Here is a 21,420-nt window from a genome sequence, read left to right on the forward strand (position 1 = left end):
CGGATAAGGCATTTATGCCGCCATCCGGCAAACTCAGCGGCTTTGTTTACGTAGCAAATAGATAAAGTACGGCGCGCCAATAAAGCTTGAAAGCAGTCCCGCCGGGATCTGATACGGAAATAGCGCCATCCTGCCGCACCAGTCGGCAAAGACCAGTAAAACGCCCCCTGCCAGCGCCGAGATGACCATATGCGGCATCGTCCGGCGAAAACCGAGCATCCGCGCAATATGTGGCGCCATCAGTCCAACGAAACTCAGCGGCCCAATGGTCATCGTCGCAGTTGCCGTCAAACAAGCCGCCAGCGCCAGCAGCGCGATACGCGACGGCGTAAGCGCCATGCCCACCGCGCGCGCGGCATCGCCGCCCAGTGGCAAAATCGTTAACCAGCGGCGACACAACGGCACAATTGCCAGCAAAATCACCATCACGATCGCAGTTCGCGTAACCTGCCCGCCAGTGGCGTTATAGGTAGATCCTGCGATCCAGGTCAATACTTCCGCCATCCGCGGGTCGCCGCTCGCCTGGAGCATCATTAGCAGCATGGTAAACGCGGTGCTGAGCGCCATCCCCGCCAGCAACATCCGTTGCGGCGAGAAACCGCCGCGCCCGGCGGCTATCATAATAATCAGCAGTGTCGCCGCCGCGCCCAGGCTTCCGGCGGGCAGTAGCCAACCGAAGGCATTCCCCGGCACCAAAAACAGCATCAACACCACGCCAAACGCGGCTCCGGAACTGATCCCCAGCACTTCCGGACTGGCCATTGGATTACCGGTCAGACGCTGAATAATGCAGCCCGCCACCGCCAGCATGACGCCCGCCATTAACGCCGCCAGTATCCGCGGCCAGCGCCACGGCATCAGTTCTTCAAGCAGCGTTCCGCTCGCCCACGTCCAGCCGTGCGCGTCGCGACCAAAAGAGAGCGCGCCCCATGTTGCCAGCAGCAAGAGCGCGCCACCAGCAACGGCAAAAGCGAGGACATGCCGACGCTCCGCCGCCACACGATCGCTGGCGTTCATATCCGGCGCGCTCATGCTTTTAAGCCGCGGCAGCAGCCACAGGAGCAGCGGCGCGCCGATTAGCGCCGTCACTGAACCGGTGGAGACCTCCATCCATACGCGGGTGAGCCAAAGGATAATCTGATCGGATAGCCATAAAATAAGCGCCCCAATGAGCGGCGCCAGCATCAGGCGCGCCAGCAGACGTCTTGCGCCAAGCATTTTCGCCAGCAGCGGCGCAAACAGGCCGATAAAACCGATAATGCCCACCGCGTTGACCAGCAGCGCGCTCAACACAATCGCCAACGACAGCGCCGCCAGACGCGCTAACGACAGCGCCAGCCCCAGATTACGCGCAACGCCGTCATCCAGCCCCATCAGCGTCATCGGACGTAGCAACAATAATGTGAGCATCACACCGCCCAGCAACTGCGGCCACAGACGCTGCACGCCGCTCCAGTCGGTTTGCGTCAGCGTTCCGGTGCTCCATAAAAACATGCTTTGCAACTGATCGTGGTGGAAAATCACCAGTAACTGGTTGATTGCGCCACAATAGAGGCTAACCACCAACCCGGCGAGGATTAGGGTTACCGGCGACAGACGTTTGCCCCACGCCACGCCGAACACCAGCGCGCCGACGATACAGGCTCCCGTCAGGGCGGCAAACTGCGTCGCCAGCGCGCCGGGAATCGCCCATAGCGTAGTCACCGTGATCCCCAATTGCGCGCCGGTCGCCACGCCCAGCGTGGTCGGTTCCGCCAGCGGGTTACGCAATACTTGCTGGAACAGGACGCCTACCAGCCCAAGCCCCGCGCCCACCAGCAGCGAAATCGCCAGTCTTGGCAACAGGCTGTAATGAAAAATCATCTGCTCAATGATGTCGATATCCGGTGACCAGATAGCCTGTTGCCACTGGCTGCGCGGTAGCGCAACGGAGAAGTTAACCCATGTCAGCCAGCAGGCGGCAACAAACAGCGCCAATAACAGCAACGCCGGATGGCGGCTTCGCCTTATCCGGCCTACAAAGCGCCCGAACCGTAGGTCGGATAAGACGCTTTTCGCGCCGCCATCCGGCATTTCACGTTTTCTGCTCACGCTTTGCCTCCCAACACGTTATTCAGGATGCGGACAAAGTGCATCGTGGAGAGGGTCGCGCCATAGAACCAAACGGCGGGCACCCGGTGAAAGCGCCCGGCGCGGACAAACGGCATGGCCTGCCACAGCGGCGTTGCCATCAGCGCGTTCATATCGGTGCTATTCCCGTGATCGAAGCAGATCACATCCGCTTCTTTATACATCGCCAGCCGATCGATGCTAACCGCCGTACTGCCCCAAAAGTTGGTTTCCCCCTGCCAGGCATTGACAATGCCATACTCGTCCAGCACCTCCTGGAACAGGCAATTCGGGCCGAGCACCAGCATATGCCGCGGATCGATAAGCGTCGTCATCAGTAACGGACGCCCCCCGCGGCGGATAAAATGCGGCTTCTGGCTGGCGATGAAGCGATCGTATTGCGCCAGATGTTTTTCTGCCGCAGCTTCCAGATTCAGCGTCTGCGCCAGTTCAACCAGCGATCGTCGGGCTATCGCCAGCGGCTTTTTGCCGTCGCTAAAATCGAACCCGCGCCCCGGCGCGATCCGCGCCAGTTTCTCCGGCGAGGGTCCGTAGCCTGCCGACCAGACCATAAACGACGGCTTCATCTCTGTCAGCAGTTCGAGATTGGGTTCAGTGCGAAGACCCACATCAATCACCGAATCCGGCAACGGCGGTTCGCTAACCCACAGCTTATAATTTGGTACGTCCGCCACGCCATAAGGCGTAATACCGAGCGCCAGCAGCAGCTCAACCGGCAGCCACTCCAGCGCCACAATCCGGCGGGGATCGATAGCGGCAGCCTGCGCCGTATTCATTTGCCACAGCAGCGGCGAGAGCGCCATCGCCGTTAATAAACGGCGGCGAGTAAGAGGATATAAATCACGCATTAATACACAAAACTCACAGGTGCCGCGCCCGCCGGATGCTGAAGGATACCCATCGGGATACCGTAAATCTGCTCCAGCGTGTCACTGCGCATCAGTTCCGCAGGCGTTCCTTGCGCAATCATTTCACCGCCGCGTAGCGCGACTAAATAATCACAGTAGCGGGCCGCCATGTTGATATCGTGCAGCACCGCAACCACCGTCAGCCCGCGCTGCTGACTTAAACGATGCACCAGCGCCAGCACGTCAACCTGATGGGCGATATCCAGCGCTGACGTCGGCTCATCCAGCAGCAGACAACGGCTGTCCTGCGCGACCAGCATGGCAATCCACGCGCGCTGGCGCTCGCCGCCGGAAAGACTGTCTACCAGACGATGCGCCAGCGGTTTTAAGCCGACCAGCGTAATCGCCTCGTCTACTTTTTCCCGGTCCGCGACGCCAAAGCGTCCCAGCGCGCCGTGCCACGGATAGCGGCCAATCGCCACCAGTTCGCGCACCGTCATTCCTTCCGCCTGCGGCAATTGTTGAGGCAGATAGGCAACTTTGCGGGCAAACGCCTTGCTGCTCCAGCTCGCCAGCGGCTGATTGTCGAGCAGAATATCCCCTTCGGAAGGCGGCTGATGGCGGCCCAGCATTTTTAACAGCGTGGATTTACCGGAACCATTATGGCCGATAAGTCCGGTGACTCGACCTGCGGGAAACGTTAACGAGAGGGGGTGTAAAAGCGTGCGGCCCGGCACACGAAAGGCGACGCTTCGCAGCGCAAAGGTGGTATCGGAATGAATGTGGTTTTCCTGCATCGCAGCCAACTTGTAAAACGGGCACGGCAAGCCGTGCCCAAAAAGAAATTAGAAACGGAAGGTTGCCGTTGCAACGACCTGACGTTCTGCGCCCCAGAAACAGCCGTAGGTCTGGAAGCAGCTGGCGACGTATTCGCGGTCGAGCAGATTATTAACGTTAACCGCAATGCTGGAGCCCGCCATACCAAAACGCGCCAGATCGTACTTGACGACCGCATCCATCACCGCTGCGCTGCCTACCTTGAAGCTATTGGCCGGATCGCCGTAACTGGAGCCAATAAAACGACCGCCTGTTCCCAGCGTTAAACCTGACAACGGACCGTCGTTGAAGGTGTAATCGCCCCACAACGACGCCATGTGTTCAGGCACCTGCTCTGGCGTATTCCCTTTCAGGTTAGTGTCTTTCGTGTATTCAGCATCAGTATAAGTGTAAGACGCCGTCATATTGATGTTAGCCGTCAATGCTGCTTTGGCTTCCAGCTCTACACCTCGCGCACGAATTTCGCCTGCCGGCACCTGCGCTAATGGGTTGGTTGGATCGGCGGTCAGGTTATTGGTTTTGGTCAGCTGATAAACGGCACCCGTAACAACAACCGGCATGTCTTTCGGTACATATTTCACCCCTGCTTCATATTGCTCGCCTTTTGACGGCTTGTAAGAAACGCGTGGGGTGCTCCACAAATCGAAGGCGCTTGGCTCGAAAGATTGGCTATAGCTGAAGTAAGGTGAAATTCCATTATCGAATACGTAGTTTACGCCACCGCGCCAGGTGAACTGGTGGTCATTACGTTCAATATATCCTTCTGTCGGCGTAGTGGAATTCTGACGCACCGTTGTCGCTTGTTTAGACCAGTCATAACGGCCGCCGAGAGTAAATACCCACTTATTCCATTCCGCCTGATCCTGAACATAAAGGCCTGTTTGTTTACTTTCGTTCATCTGGTACGGCTCGGCGCCGCCGAAAGCAAAGTATTCAGGATGGTAATTGTTATAGAGATCGATTGACGGCGCGCTACCAAACGTCGCGTTAATATCATTACGCATACGCATGAAATCGACACCCGTCAGCAACGTATGATCAATATCGCCGGTCGCGAATTTACTTTCCAGTTGTGTATCTACGCTGAAATTCTGTAAACGCTCGTTGTCAACGATAGTACCGCGGTTAAGCGTATGGCCGTCCGCCGCAATCCCCGTGCCATAGACGCTTTTTTGCGCGGTTTTCATTTCGACAAAACGTAAATTCTGGCGCACGGTAAAAGTGTCGTTGAAGCCATGCTCGAAACTGTATCCCACCATTTTCTCGTTACGAGAATAGGTGTTGTTTGACGCCCCTTCGTTGAAATCTGTTGGCAAGCGTTTACCATTCGGTAACGGTTCAACCGTTCCCTCTTTCGGCAGCCAGCCGTAGTAGCCGGTCTCTGGTTCGTTCTGGAAATAAGAAAGGAACGTAAAATTCGTTTTCTCATCCGGACGCCAGGTAAAAGAGGGCGCAATCGCATAGCGCTGCGACTCAGAACTCTTTTGCTGTTCGTTTGTCGAACGCGCCAGTCCCGTCAGACGATATGAGAACTCACCGTTGTCATCCAGGGAATCACTAAAATCAAAACCGGTCTGGAACAAATTGTCCGTCCCCATTTTGAATTGAATTTCTTTCAGCGGCTCAGTAGTCGGCCGCTTGCTAACCATCGAAATGATACCGCCCGGGTTGCTCTTACCGTAGAGAACGGACGTTGGGCCACGCATCAACTCAACACGCTCAAGCATGTAGGGATCAATAACCGCATCGTTGTAGAAGTTACCCTGCAATTTCAGGCCATCCAGATAGTTATTCTGGCTCAGGCCGACGGAAGAAAAGCCACGGATAATCACAAAGTCATAGGTATTGGAAGCGCCGCGGCTGCTTACCGTTACACCCGGCGTGTAACCCAACGCTTCTTTTACTGACTGGAATTGATGCATCTGCATCTCTTCGTTAGTGACCACCGAAACCGACTGTGGCGTTTTTTCGATAGGTGTATCAGTTTTGGTGGTGGTGGCGGAACGCTTCGCGGCGATGGTCGGAGCCGGTCCCCAGGCACTTTCCTGCGCGGCAGGCGCTGCGGTTACGGTAATGGTTTCTTCTTTCGGTTGAACCGCCGCCTGTGCATAGACAGACATGCCGCTAACCGCTGTGGCTACTACAACTGCGATTTTACGCAGTGAGGAGTTTGGCTGAGCAGTTTTAAGACGCGCCATTGGTATATCTCTGATGAAAGTGAATGATAACGTAAACGATAATTATTATTATAACCGCAGCATGATAGGCGAAATATCGTCGCAATGGCAAGCGATACGCGGCCCTACGAAAACTAAGGGGTTAAGAAACAACCAGATGAAAAGGAAGGGTTAATAAATTAGACTGAAATGTTATTTATAGGGGATTTGCCGGATGGCGACGTAAGCGTCTTATTCGGCCTACGTCGCACATAATGGAGTCGTAACGGTGTAGACCGGGTAAGCACAGCGCCACCCGGCACTATTACCGTGATTAATTGCCGCCGAACATCTCCTTAATCCAGCCGGCAACGCCGTCGCTCTTCTCTTCTTTCGGCGGCTGTTGCTGCGCAGGCTGCTGCGGCTGAGACGACTGATCGAACGGATTGCCTGACGGCTGCTGTTGCTGCTGCATCATCTCGCCCTGCTGGCACAGCGTATTTGGATCGTCCGTCCAGACCGGCAGAGTGCGCATACCGCCGCTACAGACAAAATTACCGTCGTAATCAACGCCCATATCCACCACATCTTCCGGCGGCGTCAGAACTAAAGGCGTCGGCGTCTGGTTCGCCAGATAGCGCTGGTAAATCGCCATCGCGCCGCTGGCGCCGTACAATTTCGTCGGCTGGTTGTTATCACGGCCTACCCAAGTGATAGTCACCTGGCTGCCGTCGATACCGGCAAACCAGGTATCGACATTGTTGTTTGTCGTCCCGGTTTTACCCGCCAGATGCAGACCTGGATATTTCGCGCCAAGCTGACGCCCCGTACCACGCTGGACGACCTGCTGCATTGTCCAGAGCGTCAGGTAAGCCGCCTGTGCCGGTACGGCGCGTTCAGCTTGCGGATAACTTTGGTACAGCACCTTACCATCTTCCGCAATAACCGAACGCAGCGCTGATAACGGCGCGCGATTTCCACCGCTGGCGATAGTCTGGAACGCCTGCGCCACTTCGATCGGCGTCAGGTTCAGCGCCCCTAACAGCATAGCCGGAACCGGATTGAGCTGATCTTTCGGCACGCCGAGCTTCGTCCAGGTATCGGTTACCGCCGGTAGACCTAACGCCATCCCCAGATTGACCGTCGGTACGTTCATTGAGCGAGTTAACGCATCCACCAGCATCACTTTCCCGCTTTCGCTGTAGCGACGATCGTCGTTCTGCGGCGACCAGACCTGACCATTCGGCTGGCGCAGAGAAATCGGCGCATCGGCAATCCAGGTGTTCAGACGGTATAAGTTCGGCTGACTTAACGCGGTCAGATAGGTCGCCGGTTTCGCCAGCGACCCGATGGAACGGCGCGCCTGCATGGCACGGTTATAGCCGGCATACTGCGGCTCCGCCCCGCCAACCATCGCGCGCACCTCGCCGCTAAAGCGATCCACCACCACCATCGCGGTTTCCAGATCGCTCAATTTACGCTGCTTCTTCAACGCCGGAATGCCTTCGACAACGGCTTTTTCTGCGGCATCCTGCGCCACGGAGTCAAAGGTGGTGAAGATCTTCACACCGGAAAGATCTTTAATTTTATCCCCCAGCTTCGCCTGCAGTTCCTGACGAACCATCTGCATAAACGCTGGCTGCGGTGAAATAACGCCGCCGCGCGGCTGTACGCCAAGCGGACGCGCGCTCAGCATGTCATAGAGTTCCTGATCGATGATTTTCTGCTGCTGTAACAGGCGTAGCACCAGGTTACGACGCTCCAGCGCCAGTTTCGGGTTGCGCCACGGGTTATAAATCGACGCCCCTTTTACCATCCCCACCAGTAACGCCTGCTGATCGAGGCTCAGTTCCTCTACCGGACGACCAAAGTAATACAGGCTCGCCAGAGGAAAACCGCGAATTTCATTGTCCCCGCTTTGACCGAGGTAGACCTCGTTCATGTACAGCTCAAGAATACGATCTTTACTGTAACGGGCATCCATGATCAGCGCCATGTAGGCTTCATTCGCTTTACGCCAGTATGATCTTTCGCTGGAGAGGAACAGGTTCTTCACCAGCTGCTGGGTTAGCGTACTGGCCCCCTGCACCGTGCGTCCCGCCGTCAGGTTGGCCAGCACCGCACGCCCGATAGAGTAAAGACTAATGCCATCATGCTCATAGAAATGACGGTCTTCCGTCGCCAACAGCGTATCGACCAGCAGATCCGGGAAACCGCTGCGCGGGACGAATAAACGCTGCTCGCCATTTGGCGAAGAAAGCATGGTGATAAGCCGCGGATCGAGACGGAAGAAGCCAAACTGGCGGTTGTTATCCAGATTGACGATGGTTTCCAGACGCCCGTCACTGAACGTCAGCCGCGCGCGCACCTGCCCTTCTTTGCTGTCCGGGAAGTCAAACGGACGACGGATCATCTCAATGCTATTGGCCTGCACGGTAAATTCGCCGGGACGGGTCATCTTCGTCACCAGACGATACTGCGTCGCTTCCAGCAATTTCACCATCTCGTTTTTGCTGACAGGCATGTCTGGCTCAAGGTTCACCATCCGGCCATATACCGCCGCCGGAAGCTGCCAGACCTTGCCATCGATACGGCTGCGGATTTTTTGATCCAGATAGACGCCGTAAATGGCGAACAGCACCACAAAAACGATAAACAGTTTTAGCAATAGCCACAGCCAGCCGCGCTTGCCACGAGGCTTACGCCCTTTGCCCTTACCTTTACGCGGCATCGGTTCTTCATCCTCATAGTCATCATCATAATCGTCGTCATGCTGCCGACGACGGCTCACCTTTTGTTTCACAGGACGTGACGGTTTCCCCTTACGTCCAATCGGCTCGCGGTCATTCCCCGCCATGCTTTTTCTCCGCAACATACAGGCGCAAAGGCCCGATTCTCTATTCTTCCGCCAGACGACAGAAGAAGAAATCTCTCAATTATTACCGCTCTTTCGCCGGATGCGGCATAACGCCTTATCCGGCCTACAGTTACATTACGAATACTTCTTCGTGCGCCGCGTTGGGGCCGTATTCGCCGGATCGTCCGGCCAGACATGTTTGGGGTAACGGCCCTTCATCTCTTTTTGCACTTCGCGATACGCCCCCTGCCAGAAAGCGCTTAAATCGCGCGTAATCTGTAGCGGTCGCTGCGCTGGCGAAAGCAGTTCCAGCACCAGCGGCACGCGGCCCTGAGCGATGGTTGGGGTCTTCGCTTCGCCAAACATTTCCTGCATTCTGACCGCCAGTGCGGGCGGGTTATCTTCATGATAACGAATCGTTATTCGGCTTCCCGTCGGCACAGTGTAATGCCCAGGCAGTTCACTATCCAGACGTTGCAGCATGGCATAGTCAAGCAGTCCCCGTAACGCCTGAGTCACATTCAGAGATTTCAGACTCCGTAACGACTGTACGCCTGTCATGTGCGGCAGCAACCAGTTTTCCAGAGTCGCCAGCAGCGACGCCTCATCCACGGCAGGCCAGTCATATTCCGGCAGCCATTTCGCCGCACAGTGTAGACGCAGACGGAACTGCTCCGCTTCCGGCGTCCAGTTAAGGACGGACAGACCTCTATCGCGGATGCCGTTCAGCATCGCCTGATGAAGCTCCTCTTCAGACGGTTTCGCCAGTGGCTGAACGCTAACCGTCAACTGTCCAATACGCATTCTGCGCCACGCTTTCAACGTTCCCTGCGCTTCGTCCCATTCAACCGTGTCAGACTGGCGCAGTAAATCAGGACACGCCTGAATCAGCGAGGCGATATCCAGCGGCTGCGCCAACAATATTCGGGCGTCCGGCGAGGCGCTACCTTGCAGCAACAGCGGCGCGATCAGCCATTCATGACGTCCCAACGCGTCATCCGCATCTAACATCGCGCCCATACCATTGGCTAACTGATAGCGCCCTTCCTGACCACGACGTCGCGCGATGCGGTCGCTAAACGCTCTGGCCAACAGCGGCATAATAAGCGCGCTATCCGGCTCGCCATTACGCACCTGCAGCCGTTTTAAAAGCTGCTGGCTACGCTGCTGCCAGCCCGGCTGTCGCCGCGAAAATAGCACGCTTAAATCCGTACCGCCGCCGCGCGGCGGGTCCTCAAGGATGGCCGCGAGCATGGCGGCGGTGGCGGCGCTGTCGCCCTCGTCGGCGTTGACTAACATCGCCGCCAGGCGCGGATCGTTACCCATTGCCGCCATTTTCCGGCCCCGCGCGCTTAACCGTTCGCCCTCCAGCGCGCCTAACATCAATAATAAACGGCGGGCGGCCTGAAGATTCACCTCCGGCGGCCTGTCCAGCCAGAAAAGCGATGCCGGATCGTGACATCCCCACTGCAACACCTCCATCAACAAACCGGAAAGGTCACTGTGTAAGATTTCCGGATCGCTTTGCGCCGCCGCCCGCTCCGCCTGTTCTTTGGCCAGCAGATGTAAACAGATACCCGGCGCCAGTCGTCCGGCGCGCCCCGCGCGCTGCGTCATTGACGCCTGACTGATACGCTGCGTAACCAGCCGCGTCAGTCCCGTTCGCGCGTCGAATCGCGCCACGCGCTCCTGAGCGCTATCGACGACCAGACGAATCCCCTCAATCGTCAAACTGGTTTCGGCAATGTTAGTCGCCAACACCACTTTACGCATCCCGGCGGGGGCGGGAACAATCGCTTTGCGTTGCGCTTCCAGAGACAATGCGCCATACAGCGGACAAAGCAGGACATCGCTCCCTACCCGCGACGCCAGATGTTCATGAACGCGCTGTATTTCGCCTACGCCGGGTAAAAATAGCAGCAGCGAACCGTTTTCATTGCGCAGCAGTTCCGCTGTCGCCATCGCGACGGCCTCATCAAAACGCAAATGCGCCGCGAGCGGCTGATAACGTCGCTCCACCGCAAACGCGCGCCCCTCCGAGACGATCGTCGGCGCATCAGGCAGTCGCTGACAAAGCCTGTCGTTATCCAGCGTCGCAGACATAATTAACAGCCTGAGATCGTCACGGAGCCCTTGCTGGATATCCAGCAACAGCGCCAACGCTAAATCCGCCTGTAAACTGCGCTCATGAAATTCATCCAGTATCACCAGCCCCACGCCGCGTAATTCGGGATCGCGCTGAATCATTCTGGTCAATACGCCTTCGGTCACCACTTCCAGCCGGGTACGCGGCCCCACGCAGCTTTGCGCGCGCATCCGGTAACCTACCGTTTCGCCAGGCTTTTCATTCAACGCTTCCGCCAGACGCTGCGCGACATTACGCGCCGCCAGACGACGCGGTTCAAGCAGAAGGATTTTTCCAGCAACCGGCCCCTGTTGCAGGAGTTGCAACGGCAGCCAGGTGGATTTCCCCGCCCCGGTAGGCGCGGACAACAAAACCTGCGGCGCGGTTTTTAGGGCTGTCAACAATTCAGGCAATACGGCGGCAACGGGCAATGACGTCACAAACGGCTCCACGGGGTTAACTTTCTTTGCGCCGCATTGTAGCATCGTGTTAATCCATAACCGAGTATCCCTATGTCTGAGCCAAAACGGCTGTTTTTTGCGATTGACTTACCCGACGACGCGCGCGCGCAAATTATCGCCTGGCGCGCCACCCATTTTGCGTCTGAAGACGGACGCCCCGTGGCAGCGGCGAACCTACACCTGACGCTGGCCTTTTTAGGCGACGTCAGTAGCGATAAGCAGCGCGCGCTTGCGCAACTGGCCGGACGAATTCGCCAGCCGGGCTTTACGCTACATCTGGATGACGCCGGTCAGTGGCTACGTTCACGCGTGGTGTGGCTGGGGATGCGCCAGCCGCCGCGCGGATTGTTGCAGTTGGCTAATATGCTGCGCGCGCAGGCCGCCCGCAGCGGTTGTTATCAAAGCCCGCAGCCTTTTCACCCGCATATTACGCTGCTGCGCGACGCCAGCCATGCGGTGGCTATCCCGCCGCCGGGCTTTTGCTGGTCATTTCCGGTCACATCGTTTGCGCTTTACGCCTCTTCGTATGGGCAAGGCCGTACCCGCTATGCCGAGCTGCAGCGCTGGACGCTGGGCGAATAATAATGAAGGAATGTCGATGCTATTCTCCCCCCCTTTACAACGCGCTACGCTGATTCAGCGCTATAAACGTTTTTTAGCCGATGTGATCACCCCTGACGGTACGACGCTTACGCTGCACTGTCCTAATACCGGCGCAATGACCGGCTGCGCCACGCCAGGCGATACCGTCTGGTATTCGACATCAGAAAATACTAAACGCAAATATCCGCATACCTGGGAATTGACTGAAACACAATCCGGCGCATTCATTTGCGTGAATACGCTGCGGGCGAACCAGCTAACGAAAGAAGCGATTCAGGAGAATCGCCTGCCGGCGCTGGCGGGGTACAATATTCTGAAAAGTGAAGTCAAATATGGCGCCGAGCGCAGCCGTATAGATTTTATGTTACAGGCAGATTTCCGCCCGGACTGCTATATTGAAGTGAAATCGGTCACGTTAGCGGAAAAAGAAAACGGTTATTTTCCCGACGCCATCACCGAACGAGGGCAAAAACATCTTCGGGAGTTGATGGGCGTTGCGGCGGCAGGTCATCGCGCGGTGGTGGTGTTCGCGGTGCTGCACTCCGCCATTACACGTTTTTCACCCGCACGTCATATCGATATAAAATACGCGCAGCTATTGAGCGAGGCTCAGAATAAAGGCGTGGAAGTTTTAGCTTATAAAGCAGAACTTTCAGCCCAAAAAATGGAACTGAACGAACCAGTACCCATAACGTTGTAGTGGAATAACAGCCTGATTATTAAGTATTCTGGCCGCGTGCGTAAATACGCTTTTCCTCACAGGGTTGTCAAGTGTTACGTTTAGATAATTGCTATCCGGAAAAGCATCTGCTATTTATAGCGACCTGATTTTCCCCCGAACATGGGGATCGATAGTGCGTGTTAAGGAGAAGCAACATGCAAGAAGGGCAAAACCGTAAAACATCGTCCCTGAGTATTCTCGCCATCGCTGGGGTGGAGCCGTACCAGGAGAAACCGGGCGAAGAGTATATGAACGAAGCCCAGCTATCGCACTTCAAGCGTATTCTTGAAGCATGGCGTAATCAACTCCGGGATGAAGTCGATCGCACTGTGACGCACATGCAGGACGAAGCCGCCAACTTCCCCGATCCGGTCGATCGCGCCGCGCAGGAAGAGGAGTTTAGCCTGGAGTTACGTAATCGTGACCGTGAGCGCAAACTGATCAAAAAGATCGAGAAGACGCTGAAGAAAGTGGAAGATGAAGACTTCGGTTATTGCGAGTCCTGCGGGGTGGAGATTGGTATCCGCCGCCTGGAAGCGCGTCCAACAGCCGATCTGTGCATCGACTGCAAAACGCTGGCTGAAATTCGCGAAAAACAGATGGCGGGTTAATCCCGTTCGTTTCTACCCTATTTATGACAGGCGGGAGTTTTCCCGCCTTATTCTTTATTGCCCGCAGCATGACTGACTCACACTATATTGGCCGTTTCGCGCCGTCGCCATCCGGCGAACTGCATTTCGGCTCGTTAATCGCCGCCCTCGGCAGCTATCTACAAGCCCGTGCGCAACGCGGAATTTGGCGCGTTCGCATAGAGGATATCGACCCCCCACGTGAAGTTCCCGGTGCCGCAGCGACCATTCTGCGCCAGCTGGAACATTACGGCCTGCACTGGGATGGCGAGGTCTTATGGCAATCACAGCGTCATGAGGCTTATCGCGAGGCGCTGGCCTGGCTTCACGAGCAGGGGCTGAGCTACTACTGCACTTGCCCCCGCTCGCGCATTCAACGTCTGGGCGGTATTTACGACGGCCATTGCCGGACGTTATACCACGGGCCGGAGAATGCCGCCGTCAGAATTAAACAGCAGCATCCGGTGATGCGTTTCCATGATGCCTTGCGCGGCGACATCCAGGCTGACCCACAGCTGGCGAGCGAAGATTTTATTATCCACCGCCGCGACGGACTGTTTGCTTATAATCTGGCCGTGGTGGTCGACGATCATTTTCAGGGGGTGACGGAGATCGTCCGCGGCGCAGATTTAATCGAACCCACTGTCCGACAACTTTCGCTGTATAAACAGTTTGGCTGGCGTGCGCCAGGTTACGTGCACCTTCCGCTGGCGCTCAACGAACAAGGCGCTAAACTTTCCAAGCAAAATCATGCCCCTGCGCTTGCGACAGGCGATCCGCGCCCGGTACTGGTCCAGGCATTGCGCTTTTTAGGCCAACGCGACGTCGTAGCGTGGCAGGAGATGTCTGTTGAGGAGTTGCTGCGCTTTGCGGTGGAGCACTGGAGGCTTGCAGCCGTACCCACATCGGCTAATGTAAATCCGGCATTCTCAAATGCGTCTCGCTGAGCTATGATTAGCCGCTATTTTTGCTCATCGTCTTTCGCATTGCTGCGGCGTTAATGATGCTTACAGCCCAGGTCGCGTTGCTCTCTTACGCCCGTCTGCCGTAATGCGAAAGACATAGAGTAAGTTGATCTTATTAATGTATGACACTACCGAGGTGCGCTATTTTTACCCGAGTCGCTAATTTTTGCCGTAAGGTGTTAAGCCGCGAGGAGAGCGAGGCAGAACAAGCCGTCGCCCGTCCACATATGACGATTATCCCGCGTGAACAGCACGCTATCTCCCGCAAAGATATCAGTGAAAATGCCCTCAAGGTACTGTACAGGCTGAACAAAGCGGGCTATGAAGCCTACCTGGTCGGCGGCGGCGTCCGCGATCTCCTGCTCGGCAAAAAGCCGAAGGATTTCGACGTGACCACCAACGCAACACCGGATCAGGTACGGAAATTATTCCGCAATTGCCGTCTGGTGGGGCGTCGTTTCCGCCTGGCTCACGTGATGTTTGGCCCGGAAATTATCGAAGTGGCAACGTTTCGTGGTCATCATGAAGGCAGTGAAAGCGACCGTACGACCTCCCAGCGTGGGCAAAACGGTATGCTGCTGCGCGATAATATCTTCGGTTCTATCGAAGAAGATGCCCAGCGCCGCGATTTCACCATTAACAGCCTTTACTACAGCGTAGCGGATTTTACCGTGCGCGATTACGTCGGCGGGATGCAGGATCTGCAAGAAGGCGTGATTCGCCTGATCGGCAATCCGGAAACGCGCTACCGCGAAGACCCGGTTCGAATGCTGCGCGCCGTGCGTTTCGCTGCGAAGCTCAATATGCGTATCAGCCCTGAAACGGCTGAGCCAATCCCGCGTCTGGCAACCTTGCTAAACGACATTCCTCCCGCGCGCCTGTTCGAAGAGTCGCTGAAGCTGTTGCAGGCGGGGAACGGTTTTGAAACCTATCAACAACTGCGGGAATACCACCTCTTCCAGCCGTTGTTTCCTACTATTACGCGTTATTTCACCGAAAACGGCGACAGCGCAATGGAACGCATCATTGCGCAGGTGTTGAAGAATACGGATAACCGCATCCGTAACGAGATGCGCGTTAATCCGGCATTTTTGTTTGCCGCCATGTTCTGGTATCCGCTGCTGGAGATGGCGCAAAAAATCGCTCAGGAGAGCGGTCTGGCCTATTACGACGCTTTCGCGCTGGCCATGAATGACGTGCTGGATGAAGCCTGCCGTTCACTGGCGATCCCGAAACGTCTGACCACGCTTACCCGTGATATTTGGCAGCTTCAGTTACGGATGTCGCGACGCCAGGGCAAACGCGCCTGGAAGCTGATGGAACATCCCAAATTCCGCGCCGCGTTTGATTTGCTGGAGCTGCGCGCTCAGGTGGAAAATAATACTGAGCTGCAACGTCTGGCGCAGTGGTGGGCCGAGTTTCAGGCTTCCGCGCCGCCGGAACAAAAAGGGATGCTCAACGAGCTGGACGACGATCCTGCTCCACGCCGCCGCCGTTCACGTCCGCGCAAACGCGCGCCGCGCCGCGAGGGAAGTGCGTGACTGTCGTTTATATCGCCATTGGCAGCAACCTCGCCTCCCCTTTGGAGCAGGTTAATGCTGCCGTGAAAGCGATCGGTGAAATCCCTGACAGCCGAATCGTGGCCGTTTCCTCGTTTTACCGCACACCGCCATTAGGCCCACAGGATCAACCCGATTACCTGAACGCCGCGGTGGCGCTGGATACCACTCTCGCCCCCGAAGAATTGCTTAACCATACCCAGCGCATTGAGCTGCAGCAGGGCCGTGTGCGTAAAGCTGAACGCTGGGGGCCGCGAACGCTGGATCTCGACATTATGCTGTTTGGCGATGAAGTCATTAACACCGAGCGCCTGACGGTTCCGCACTACGATATGAAAAACCGCGGCTTTATGCTGTGGCCGCTGTTTGAAATCGCCCCGGAATTGACCTTTCCTGACGATGGCGTCGCGCTGACACAGCTTGTCTATCAGCACGTTCCCGCTCCAGCATACTGGTAATTTTTAATTAATATTAATTTATGACAAACCTGTATTTTTGCATCTACCACTAAATAACAGAAGAGATTATCCATTATTTTTTCTTAAAAGCTCATTTAGTAATAATGAAAATTACTCATGTGTAATTTTTTTATAATCTACACCGTGAATTCATTTACGACTTCCCCCTTCTTAAATCGCCCATTTTATCGATTTCGTTGCATATTCCCGCTTTTAAACATAACTTAAACATATATACAATCTCGTTAAATCCGCCCCCTTTTTTTTAAATCATTCACAAAAAAATTGTTAATATTAAAAACATAATTTCTCATTATTTTACAAAATGAAATCTATGCATAAGATATGCCACCCCTCTTTAATCTTATTGAGGGTATTTTTTATCTCATTTTGTAAGGATACAAGCATGAAAAAAGTTCTCCTGGCGGCAGCTGTGTTTATGGCTTTAGGCTCTTCTTCCGCTATGGCAGTTGAAGGTGGTCGTATTAATTTTGAAGGCCTGGTCAGCGCTGAAACCTGTAAAAAAGTCGTCAGCTCCGCTGTTGGTAATAGCGATATCGACGGTACAGTTACCCTGAAAACCGCACACGTTAGCGATGTCACCGCAGAAGTTCAAAACACCGCCGCAGGCGTAAACGCAGAAGATTTCTCCATCATTATCGACTGCTCCGATGCAGGCGCAAGCCTGATGAAATCATATCTGACGATGTCCTCCTCTTTTAGCAATACGAAGGGCACCCTGGATAACGACGAAACGCTGACCCGCAGCGGTATCGAGGCGGCGAAAGCGGTTGATATCGCGGTTCACCATGTTGACAATGCCAGCGCCCTCTCGCTGGTGAAAATCAACGATCCTTCTAACACGATGGAAGAAGTCTTTACCAACGGTATCGCAACCTACAACTTTAAAGCGTCTTACGTGAAATCGTCTGATGCAGGTGCCAGCGTGACAACCGGTCTGGTCTCCACCAATGCGATTTATACCTTTACTTACGAGTAATAGTCACTCCTGTCTTTAACAGACAGTATTGCAGGCGATGCCTATCTATACAGGGAAATAGCGAGTTTCTGCGCTACTTCCCTGTTCCGGGCATACAATACAGCAAGGACGGCTTATGTCTCACTCTATAAAATTTACTTTGTCTGCTATCGCTCTGACCGGGGCGTTATTTAGCGCTGCCAGCCATGCCGATATTATTATTTCCGGCACGCGTATTGTTTATGATGCTAATAAAAAAGACGTTAGTGTGCGTCTGGAAAATAAAGGAAACAGTCCGTTACTGGTACAGAACTGGATAGATCTCGGCAACGATAATGCTGAGCCGGGCACTATTAAAGCCCCCTTTACTGCCACGCCGCCGGTATCACGTATTGACCCTAAGCGCGGGCAGTCGATAAAAATTATGTATTCCGGCACCGAGTCACTACCGAAAGATCGCGAAAGCGTCTTCTGGTTCAACGTGCTGGAAGTTCCGCCGAAAGCGGATACCAGCAAAGCAGAAAATAAGAATCTGCTTCAGTTGGCGTTCCGCACCCGCATCAAGCTGTTTTATCGCCCGACAGGTTTACCGGGTGCCCCGGCAGAAGCACCAAAACAGCTGAAATGGCAGGTCGCCAACGAACAGGGCCATGCCGTCCTTCGTGCCGATAACCCGACCCCATATTACGTCTCCTTTAACGCTGCCACCTATACCAGCGGCGGAAAACGCTATGACGTCGACGCGACAATGGTCGCCCCCTTTAGCAAAGCCACATTCACGGTGAAAGGGCTGCAAAGCACCAGCGCAGGCAAACTAGAGTTCCAATCCATTAATGACTACGGCGGCATTATCGCTGGCTCAGCTTCGCTGTAATGAAGTTATCACAAAGCAGGATGAAAAAGACGGTGCAAAACGTTTCCACGACCATGCCAAAAAAGACGCTGCTCGCGGTGTGCTGCGCGCTGCTTTACAGCCAGCCTGGTCTGGCTGCGGACGTCGTTGAATACGATAGCTCATTTTTAATGGGCGATGGCGCTACGTCTATTGACGTCAGCCGTTATTCTGATGGTAACCCCACGCCGGTGGGAACGTATACCGTAAAAGTGTTTGTGAATGAGAAAGCCGTTGCCAGCCAGACCATTCCGTTTATCGACATCGGCAAAAAGAGCGCCGAAGCCTGTCTGACGACAAAAAATCTGGCGCAGTTGCACATCAAACAGCCGGAGATCGTCGGCGAAAAAGCGATCCTGAAGAAAGGTGACGACGAGAGCGGCGATTGCTTAAATCTGGCGACGCTGATCGAACAGTCCAGCGTCATGTTTGATATGGGCGACCAGCGCCTGGATATTACCGTACCGCAGGTCTGGATCAATAAGAGTTATGACGGCTATGTGGAACCGTCGCTGTGGGAAAGCGGCATCCCGGCGGCGTTGCTCTCCTACAACGTTAACGGCTACCACAATACCAATCACGGTACCGATAACGACAGTATGTACGCAGCCCTCAATACCGGCATTAACCTCGGAGCCTGGCGTTTTCGCGCCAACGGTAACTATAACTGGAACAATAATGGCGGCAGTAATTTCGATTTTCAGAACCGCTACGTCCAGCGCGATCTCACTGCACTACGCTCGCAGCTGATGATAGGCGAGACATACACCACCGGCGAGACCTTCGACTCGGTCAGCATTCGCGGGGTGCGCCTGTTCAGCGATTCTCGTATGCTGCCCTCGCAGCTTGCCAACTATGCTCCCGTGATCCGCGGCGTCGCCAATACCAACGCCAAAGTCACCATTACCCAGGGCGGCTACAAGATTTACGAATCTACAGTACCGCCGGGCCCGTTCGAAATTAACGATCTCAGTCCTTCCGGCTACGGTAGTGACCTCATCGTCACCATCGAAGAGGCCGACGGCAGCAAGCGTACCTTCAGTCAGCCCTTCTCCTCGGTAATGCAGATGCAAAAACCCGGCGTTGGACGCTGGGATATCAGCGCGGGAGAAGTGAAAGACGACGATCTTCACGATAATCCGTACGTCGCGCAGGGTACCTACTATTACGGTTTGAACAACTATCTGACCGCCTATACTGGCGTTCAGGCTACCGATAATCACTACCTGGCAGGGTTGTTCGGCATGGGCCTTAACACGCCGTTTGGCGCCATCGCGCTGGACGTCACCCACTCCCGCACGGAGATCCCTGACGATAAAACCTATCAGGGACAGAGCTACCGCTTAACGTGGAACAAACTGATTGAAGCCACAGAGACCTCGTTTAACGTGGCGGCCTACCGTTATTCAACCCAGAACTATCTGGGCCTGAACGACGCGCTTCAGCTGATTGACGATGCTAAATATGGAGATGAAGAGCAGCGTAACACGATGAGTAACTTCTCTCGCCTGAAAAACCAGGTCACCCTGAGCATCAGCCAGCCGCTACAGGATGGTGAAATTGATTACGGCTCCTTTTACCTGTCCGGTTCATGGACCGATTACTGGGCGACGGGCAACAGCCGTAGCGACTATACGCTGGGCTACGGTAAGGGTTTTTCGTGGGGAAGCATGAGCCTCAATCTGCAGCGAACCTGGGATGAAGACGGCAAGAAAGATGATTCACTCTATATCAACCTGAGTATTCCGCTGGCCAACCTGCTCGGCGGGGATAACCACCGTTCCGGCTTTACTACCCTCTCTACACAGATGCGTACGGACTTTGACGGCGGTCATAACCTGAGCATGAACAGCAGCGGTAATAGCGAAGACAATATGCTGAACTATAGCGTAAACGCTGGCTATTCCACGCAGAAAGAGGGCAAGAGCATCTCCGATGTCGGCGGCTACGCCAGCTACCAGTCGCCATGGGGCGATATTTCGGCGTCAGCCTCCGCCAACAACGACAGTAACCGTCAGTACTCGCTCACCACCAACGGCGGCTTCATTTTACACAGCGGCGGCCTGACGTTTACTAATGACAACTTCAGCAACAGCGACGCCCTGGTGCTGGTTAAAGCTCCCGGCGCGAAAGGCGCTCGCATCAACGGCGGCGGCAGTACCGTTGACCGTTGGGGCTATGGTGCCAGCAACACCCTTTCCGCCTACCGGGAAAATCAGGTCAGTCTGGATATCGACACTATGGAAAACGACGTGGAGCTGAAAAGCACCAGCACGATGCTGGTTCCGCGCGACGGTGCAGTGGTGTTCGCCAGCTTTGAGACAGATGAAGGGCGCTCGGCCATTCTCAACATGACGCGTAGCGACGGCAAAGCACTCCCATTTGGGGCAGAAGTATACGAAGGCGAGGCACAGATCGGCAATATGGGCCAGGGCGGCCAGGCTTTTGTTCGCGGCATCAATGAACGCGGCGAACTGACGGTGCGCTGGTTCGAAAATAACCAACCAGCCCATTGTTCAGCCCCCTACCAGTTGCCGACAAACCAACAAACGGTCGGCTCCGGCCAGACGTTGTTGTTAAACAACATTACCTGCCGTGTTATCAACCACAACTAAAATGGAACCCACAATGAAAAGGAATAAATGCCTTTTGGTCGCCTTAGCGCTAGCGACACTATTCCCGCTGGCCAGTCAGTCAGAAGATATCAACGTTGACTTTACCGCCACCGTGCTGGCAACGACCTGCAGCATGTCGATTACCGCATTAGACGGATCTTCCATCTCTGGCGATGAAACAAACGGCTATAAACTTACAGTTGGCGACGTAGGTCTGGATAAGATCGTCAAAAAATCGGCAGAGTCGCAGAAAAATTTTAAGATCGTTGCCAGCGATTGCAGTGCGGGAACCTCTAAGATTACGACCTCTTTGGCCAGCTCTACGTCGACCAGCGGTAATTTTATTAAAAATGAATCGACTGACAGCAGCGCCGCCGAAAATATTGGTATGGGAATTAAGCGTAAAGCGACAACAGGTGAAACCTATTTAACGCCAGGCTCAGGTTCATTCGACTGGGCATCAGACGAACTGACGGCCAACGCGGTGGAAATGACCGTAGCGCTGCGTGAACTGACTGACGGCGCAGGAACGATTGGCGCTTTCAGTGCCAAAGCGACGTTTAATTTTACTTATCAGTAATAGGG

Annotated in this window: 16 protein-coding genes; 10 read left to right on the plus strand and 6 right to left on the minus strand. The window is 55.0% G+C overall.

The genetic code is table 11. From position 1 onward, the window contains the following. Positions 1-33: 33 nt before the first annotated feature. The 6 genes from fhuB to hrpB form a co-directional block, all read right to left on the minus strand. Positions 34-2,073, minus strand: a complete 2,040-nt coding sequence (gene fhuB, locus ACLJZ5_RS15580) for a Fe(3+)-hydroxamate ABC transporter permease FhuB (RefSeq protein WP_116526409.1) — start codon at positions 2,071-2,073, stop codon at positions 34-36. 14 nt (positions 2,074-2,087) lie between these two features. Next, positions 2,088-2,978, minus strand: coding sequence for a Fe(3+)-hydroxamate ABC transporter substrate-binding protein FhuD (gene fhuD / locus ACLJZ5_RS15585; protein ID WP_001728684.1), 891 nt, complete (start codon positions 2,976-2,978; stop codon positions 2,088-2,090). Beyond that, a complete protein-coding gene (gene fhuC / locus ACLJZ5_RS15590) occupies positions 2,978-3,775 on the minus strand; it encodes a Fe3+-hydroxamate ABC transporter ATP-binding protein FhuC (RefSeq protein ID WP_001157205.1) in 798 nt (265 codons plus the stop codon). Before fhuC ends, fhuD begins: the two co-directional genes overlap by 1 nt. A 48-nt stretch (positions 3,776-3,823) precedes the next feature. Further along, positions 3,824-6,013, minus strand: coding sequence for a ferrichrome porin FhuA (gene fhuA, locus ACLJZ5_RS15595; RefSeq protein WP_000113219.1), 2,190 nt, complete (start codon positions 6,011-6,013; stop codon positions 3,824-3,826). Positions 6,014-6,305: 292 nt separating this feature from the next. Beyond that, a complete protein-coding gene (gene mrcB / locus ACLJZ5_RS15600; RefSeq protein ID WP_000918127.1) occupies positions 6,306-8,828 on the minus strand; it encodes a bifunctional glycosyl transferase/transpeptidase in 2,523 nt (840 codons plus the stop codon). A gap of 135 nt (positions 8,829-8,963) precedes the next feature. Continuing rightward, positions 8,964-11,393, minus strand: a complete 2,430-nt coding sequence (gene hrpB / locus ACLJZ5_RS15605; protein ID WP_024798564.1) for an ATP-dependent helicase HrpB — start codon at positions 11,391-11,393, stop codon at positions 8,964-8,966. Positions 11,394-11,465: 72 nt separating this feature from the next. On the opposite strand from hrpB, the gene thpR reads away from it, so the two are divergent. From thpR to ACLJZ5_RS15655, 10 genes are all read left to right on the plus strand, one after another. After that, entirely contained in the window at positions 11,466-11,996 is a 531-nt protein-coding gene (gene thpR, locus ACLJZ5_RS15610) for an RNA 2',3'-cyclic phosphodiesterase (RefSeq protein ID WP_024797601.1), read from the plus strand. Between the two features lie 16 nt (positions 11,997-12,012). Further along, entirely contained in the window at positions 12,013-12,717 is a 705-nt protein-coding gene (gene sfsA / locus ACLJZ5_RS15615; RefSeq protein ID WP_000899412.1) for a DNA/RNA nuclease SfsA, read from the plus strand. Between the two features lie 176 nt (positions 12,718-12,893). After that, complete coding sequence (gene dksA, locus ACLJZ5_RS15620; protein WP_001155232.1) at positions 12,894-13,349, plus strand: RNA polymerase-binding protein DksA; 456 nt, start codon at positions 12,894-12,896, stop codon at positions 13,347-13,349. Between the two features lie 68 nt (positions 13,350-13,417). After that, positions 13,418-14,314 (plus strand): tRNA glutamyl-Q(34) synthetase GluQRS, encoded by an 897-nt coding sequence (gluQRS, locus tag ACLJZ5_RS15625; protein WP_001549989.1) that lies wholly within the window; start codon positions 13,418-13,420, stop codon positions 14,312-14,314. A 161-nt stretch (positions 14,315-14,475) separates the two neighbouring features. Further along, positions 14,476-15,873 (plus strand): polynucleotide adenylyltransferase PcnB, encoded by a 1,398-nt coding sequence (gene pcnB, locus ACLJZ5_RS15630; protein ID WP_205041962.1) that lies wholly within the window; start codon positions 14,476-14,478, stop codon positions 15,871-15,873. Continuing rightward, positions 15,870-16,349, plus strand: coding sequence for a 2-amino-4-hydroxy-6-hydroxymethyldihydropteridine diphosphokinase (gene folK / locus ACLJZ5_RS15635; RefSeq protein WP_024797603.1), 480 nt, complete (start codon positions 15,870-15,872; stop codon positions 16,347-16,349). Before pcnB ends, folK begins: the two co-directional genes overlap by 4 nt. Positions 16,350-16,755: 406 nt before the next feature. Continuing rightward, a complete protein-coding gene (locus tag ACLJZ5_RS15640; protein ID WP_024797604.1) occupies positions 16,756-17,349 on the plus strand; it encodes a fimbrial protein in 594 nt (197 codons plus the stop codon). 115 nt (positions 17,350-17,464) lie between these two features. Further along, entirely contained in the window at positions 17,465-18,202 is a 738-nt protein-coding gene (locus tag ACLJZ5_RS15645) for a fimbrial chaperone (RefSeq protein WP_024797605.1), read from the plus strand. Between the two features lie 53 nt (positions 18,203-18,255). Continuing rightward, complete coding sequence (locus ACLJZ5_RS15650) at positions 18,256-20,835, plus strand: outer membrane usher protein (RefSeq protein ID WP_024797606.1); 2,580 nt, start codon at positions 18,256-18,258, stop codon at positions 20,833-20,835. A 13-nt stretch (positions 20,836-20,848) separates the two neighbouring features. Beyond that, positions 20,849-21,415, plus strand: coding sequence for a fimbrial protein (locus ACLJZ5_RS15655; RefSeq protein WP_024797607.1), 567 nt, complete (start codon positions 20,849-20,851; stop codon positions 21,413-21,415). Positions 21,416-21,420: the final 5 nt, after the last annotated feature.

It is taken from the genome of Salmonella sp. 5800 (genome assembly GCF_046558195.1).
In the GTDB taxonomy this organism is placed as follows: Bacteria; Pseudomonadota; Gammaproteobacteria; order Enterobacterales; family Enterobacteriaceae; genus Salmonella; species Salmonella enterica.

Excerpts from the sequence above, each read along its gene's own strand:
- thpR (WP_024797601.1), top strand. The coding sequence starts at position 11,466 with ATGTCTGAGCCAAAACGGCTGTTTTTTGCGATTGACTTACCCGACGAC.
- sfsA (WP_000899412.1), top strand. The coding sequence starts at position 12,013 with ATGCTATTCTCCCCCCCTTTACAACGCGCTACGCTGATTCAGCGCTAT.
- dksA (WP_001155232.1), top strand. The coding sequence starts at position 12,894 with ATGCAAGAAGGGCAAAACCGTAAAACATCGTCCCTGAGTATTCTCGCC.
- ACLJZ5_RS15640 (WP_024797604.1), top strand. The coding sequence starts at position 16,756 with ATGAAAAAAGTTCTCCTGGCGGCAGCTGTGTTTATGGCTTTAGGCTCT.
- fhuD (WP_001728684.1), bottom strand. The coding sequence starts at position 2,978 with ATGCGTGATTTATATCCTCTTACTCGCCGCCGTTTATTAACGGCGATG.
- ACLJZ5_RS15645 (WP_024797605.1), top strand. The coding sequence starts at position 17,465 with ATGTCTCACTCTATAAAATTTACTTTGTCTGCTATCGCTCTGACCGGG.
- gluQRS (WP_001549989.1), top strand. The coding sequence starts at position 13,418 with ATGACTGACTCACACTATATTGGCCGTTTCGCGCCGTCGCCATCCGGC.
- ACLJZ5_RS15655 (WP_024797607.1), top strand. The coding sequence starts at position 20,849 with ATGAAAAGGAATAAATGCCTTTTGGTCGCCTTAGCGCTAGCGACACTA.
- fhuC (WP_001157205.1), bottom strand. The coding sequence starts at position 3,775 with ATGCAGGAAAACCACATTCATTCCGATACCACCTTTGCGCTGCGAAGC.
- fhuA (WP_000113219.1), bottom strand. The coding sequence starts at position 6,013 with ATGGCGCGTCTTAAAACTGCTCAGCCAAACTCCTCACTGCGTAAAATC.
- fhuB (WP_116526409.1), bottom strand. The coding sequence starts at position 2,073 with ATGCCGGATGGCGGCGCGAAAAGCGTCTTATCCGACCTACGGTTCGGG.
- ACLJZ5_RS15650 (WP_024797606.1), top strand. The coding sequence starts at position 18,256 with ATGCCAAAAAAGACGCTGCTCGCGGTGTGCTGCGCGCTGCTTTACAGC.
- mrcB (WP_000918127.1), bottom strand. The coding sequence starts at position 8,828 with ATGGCGGGGAATGACCGCGAGCCGATTGGACGTAAGGGGAAACCGTCA.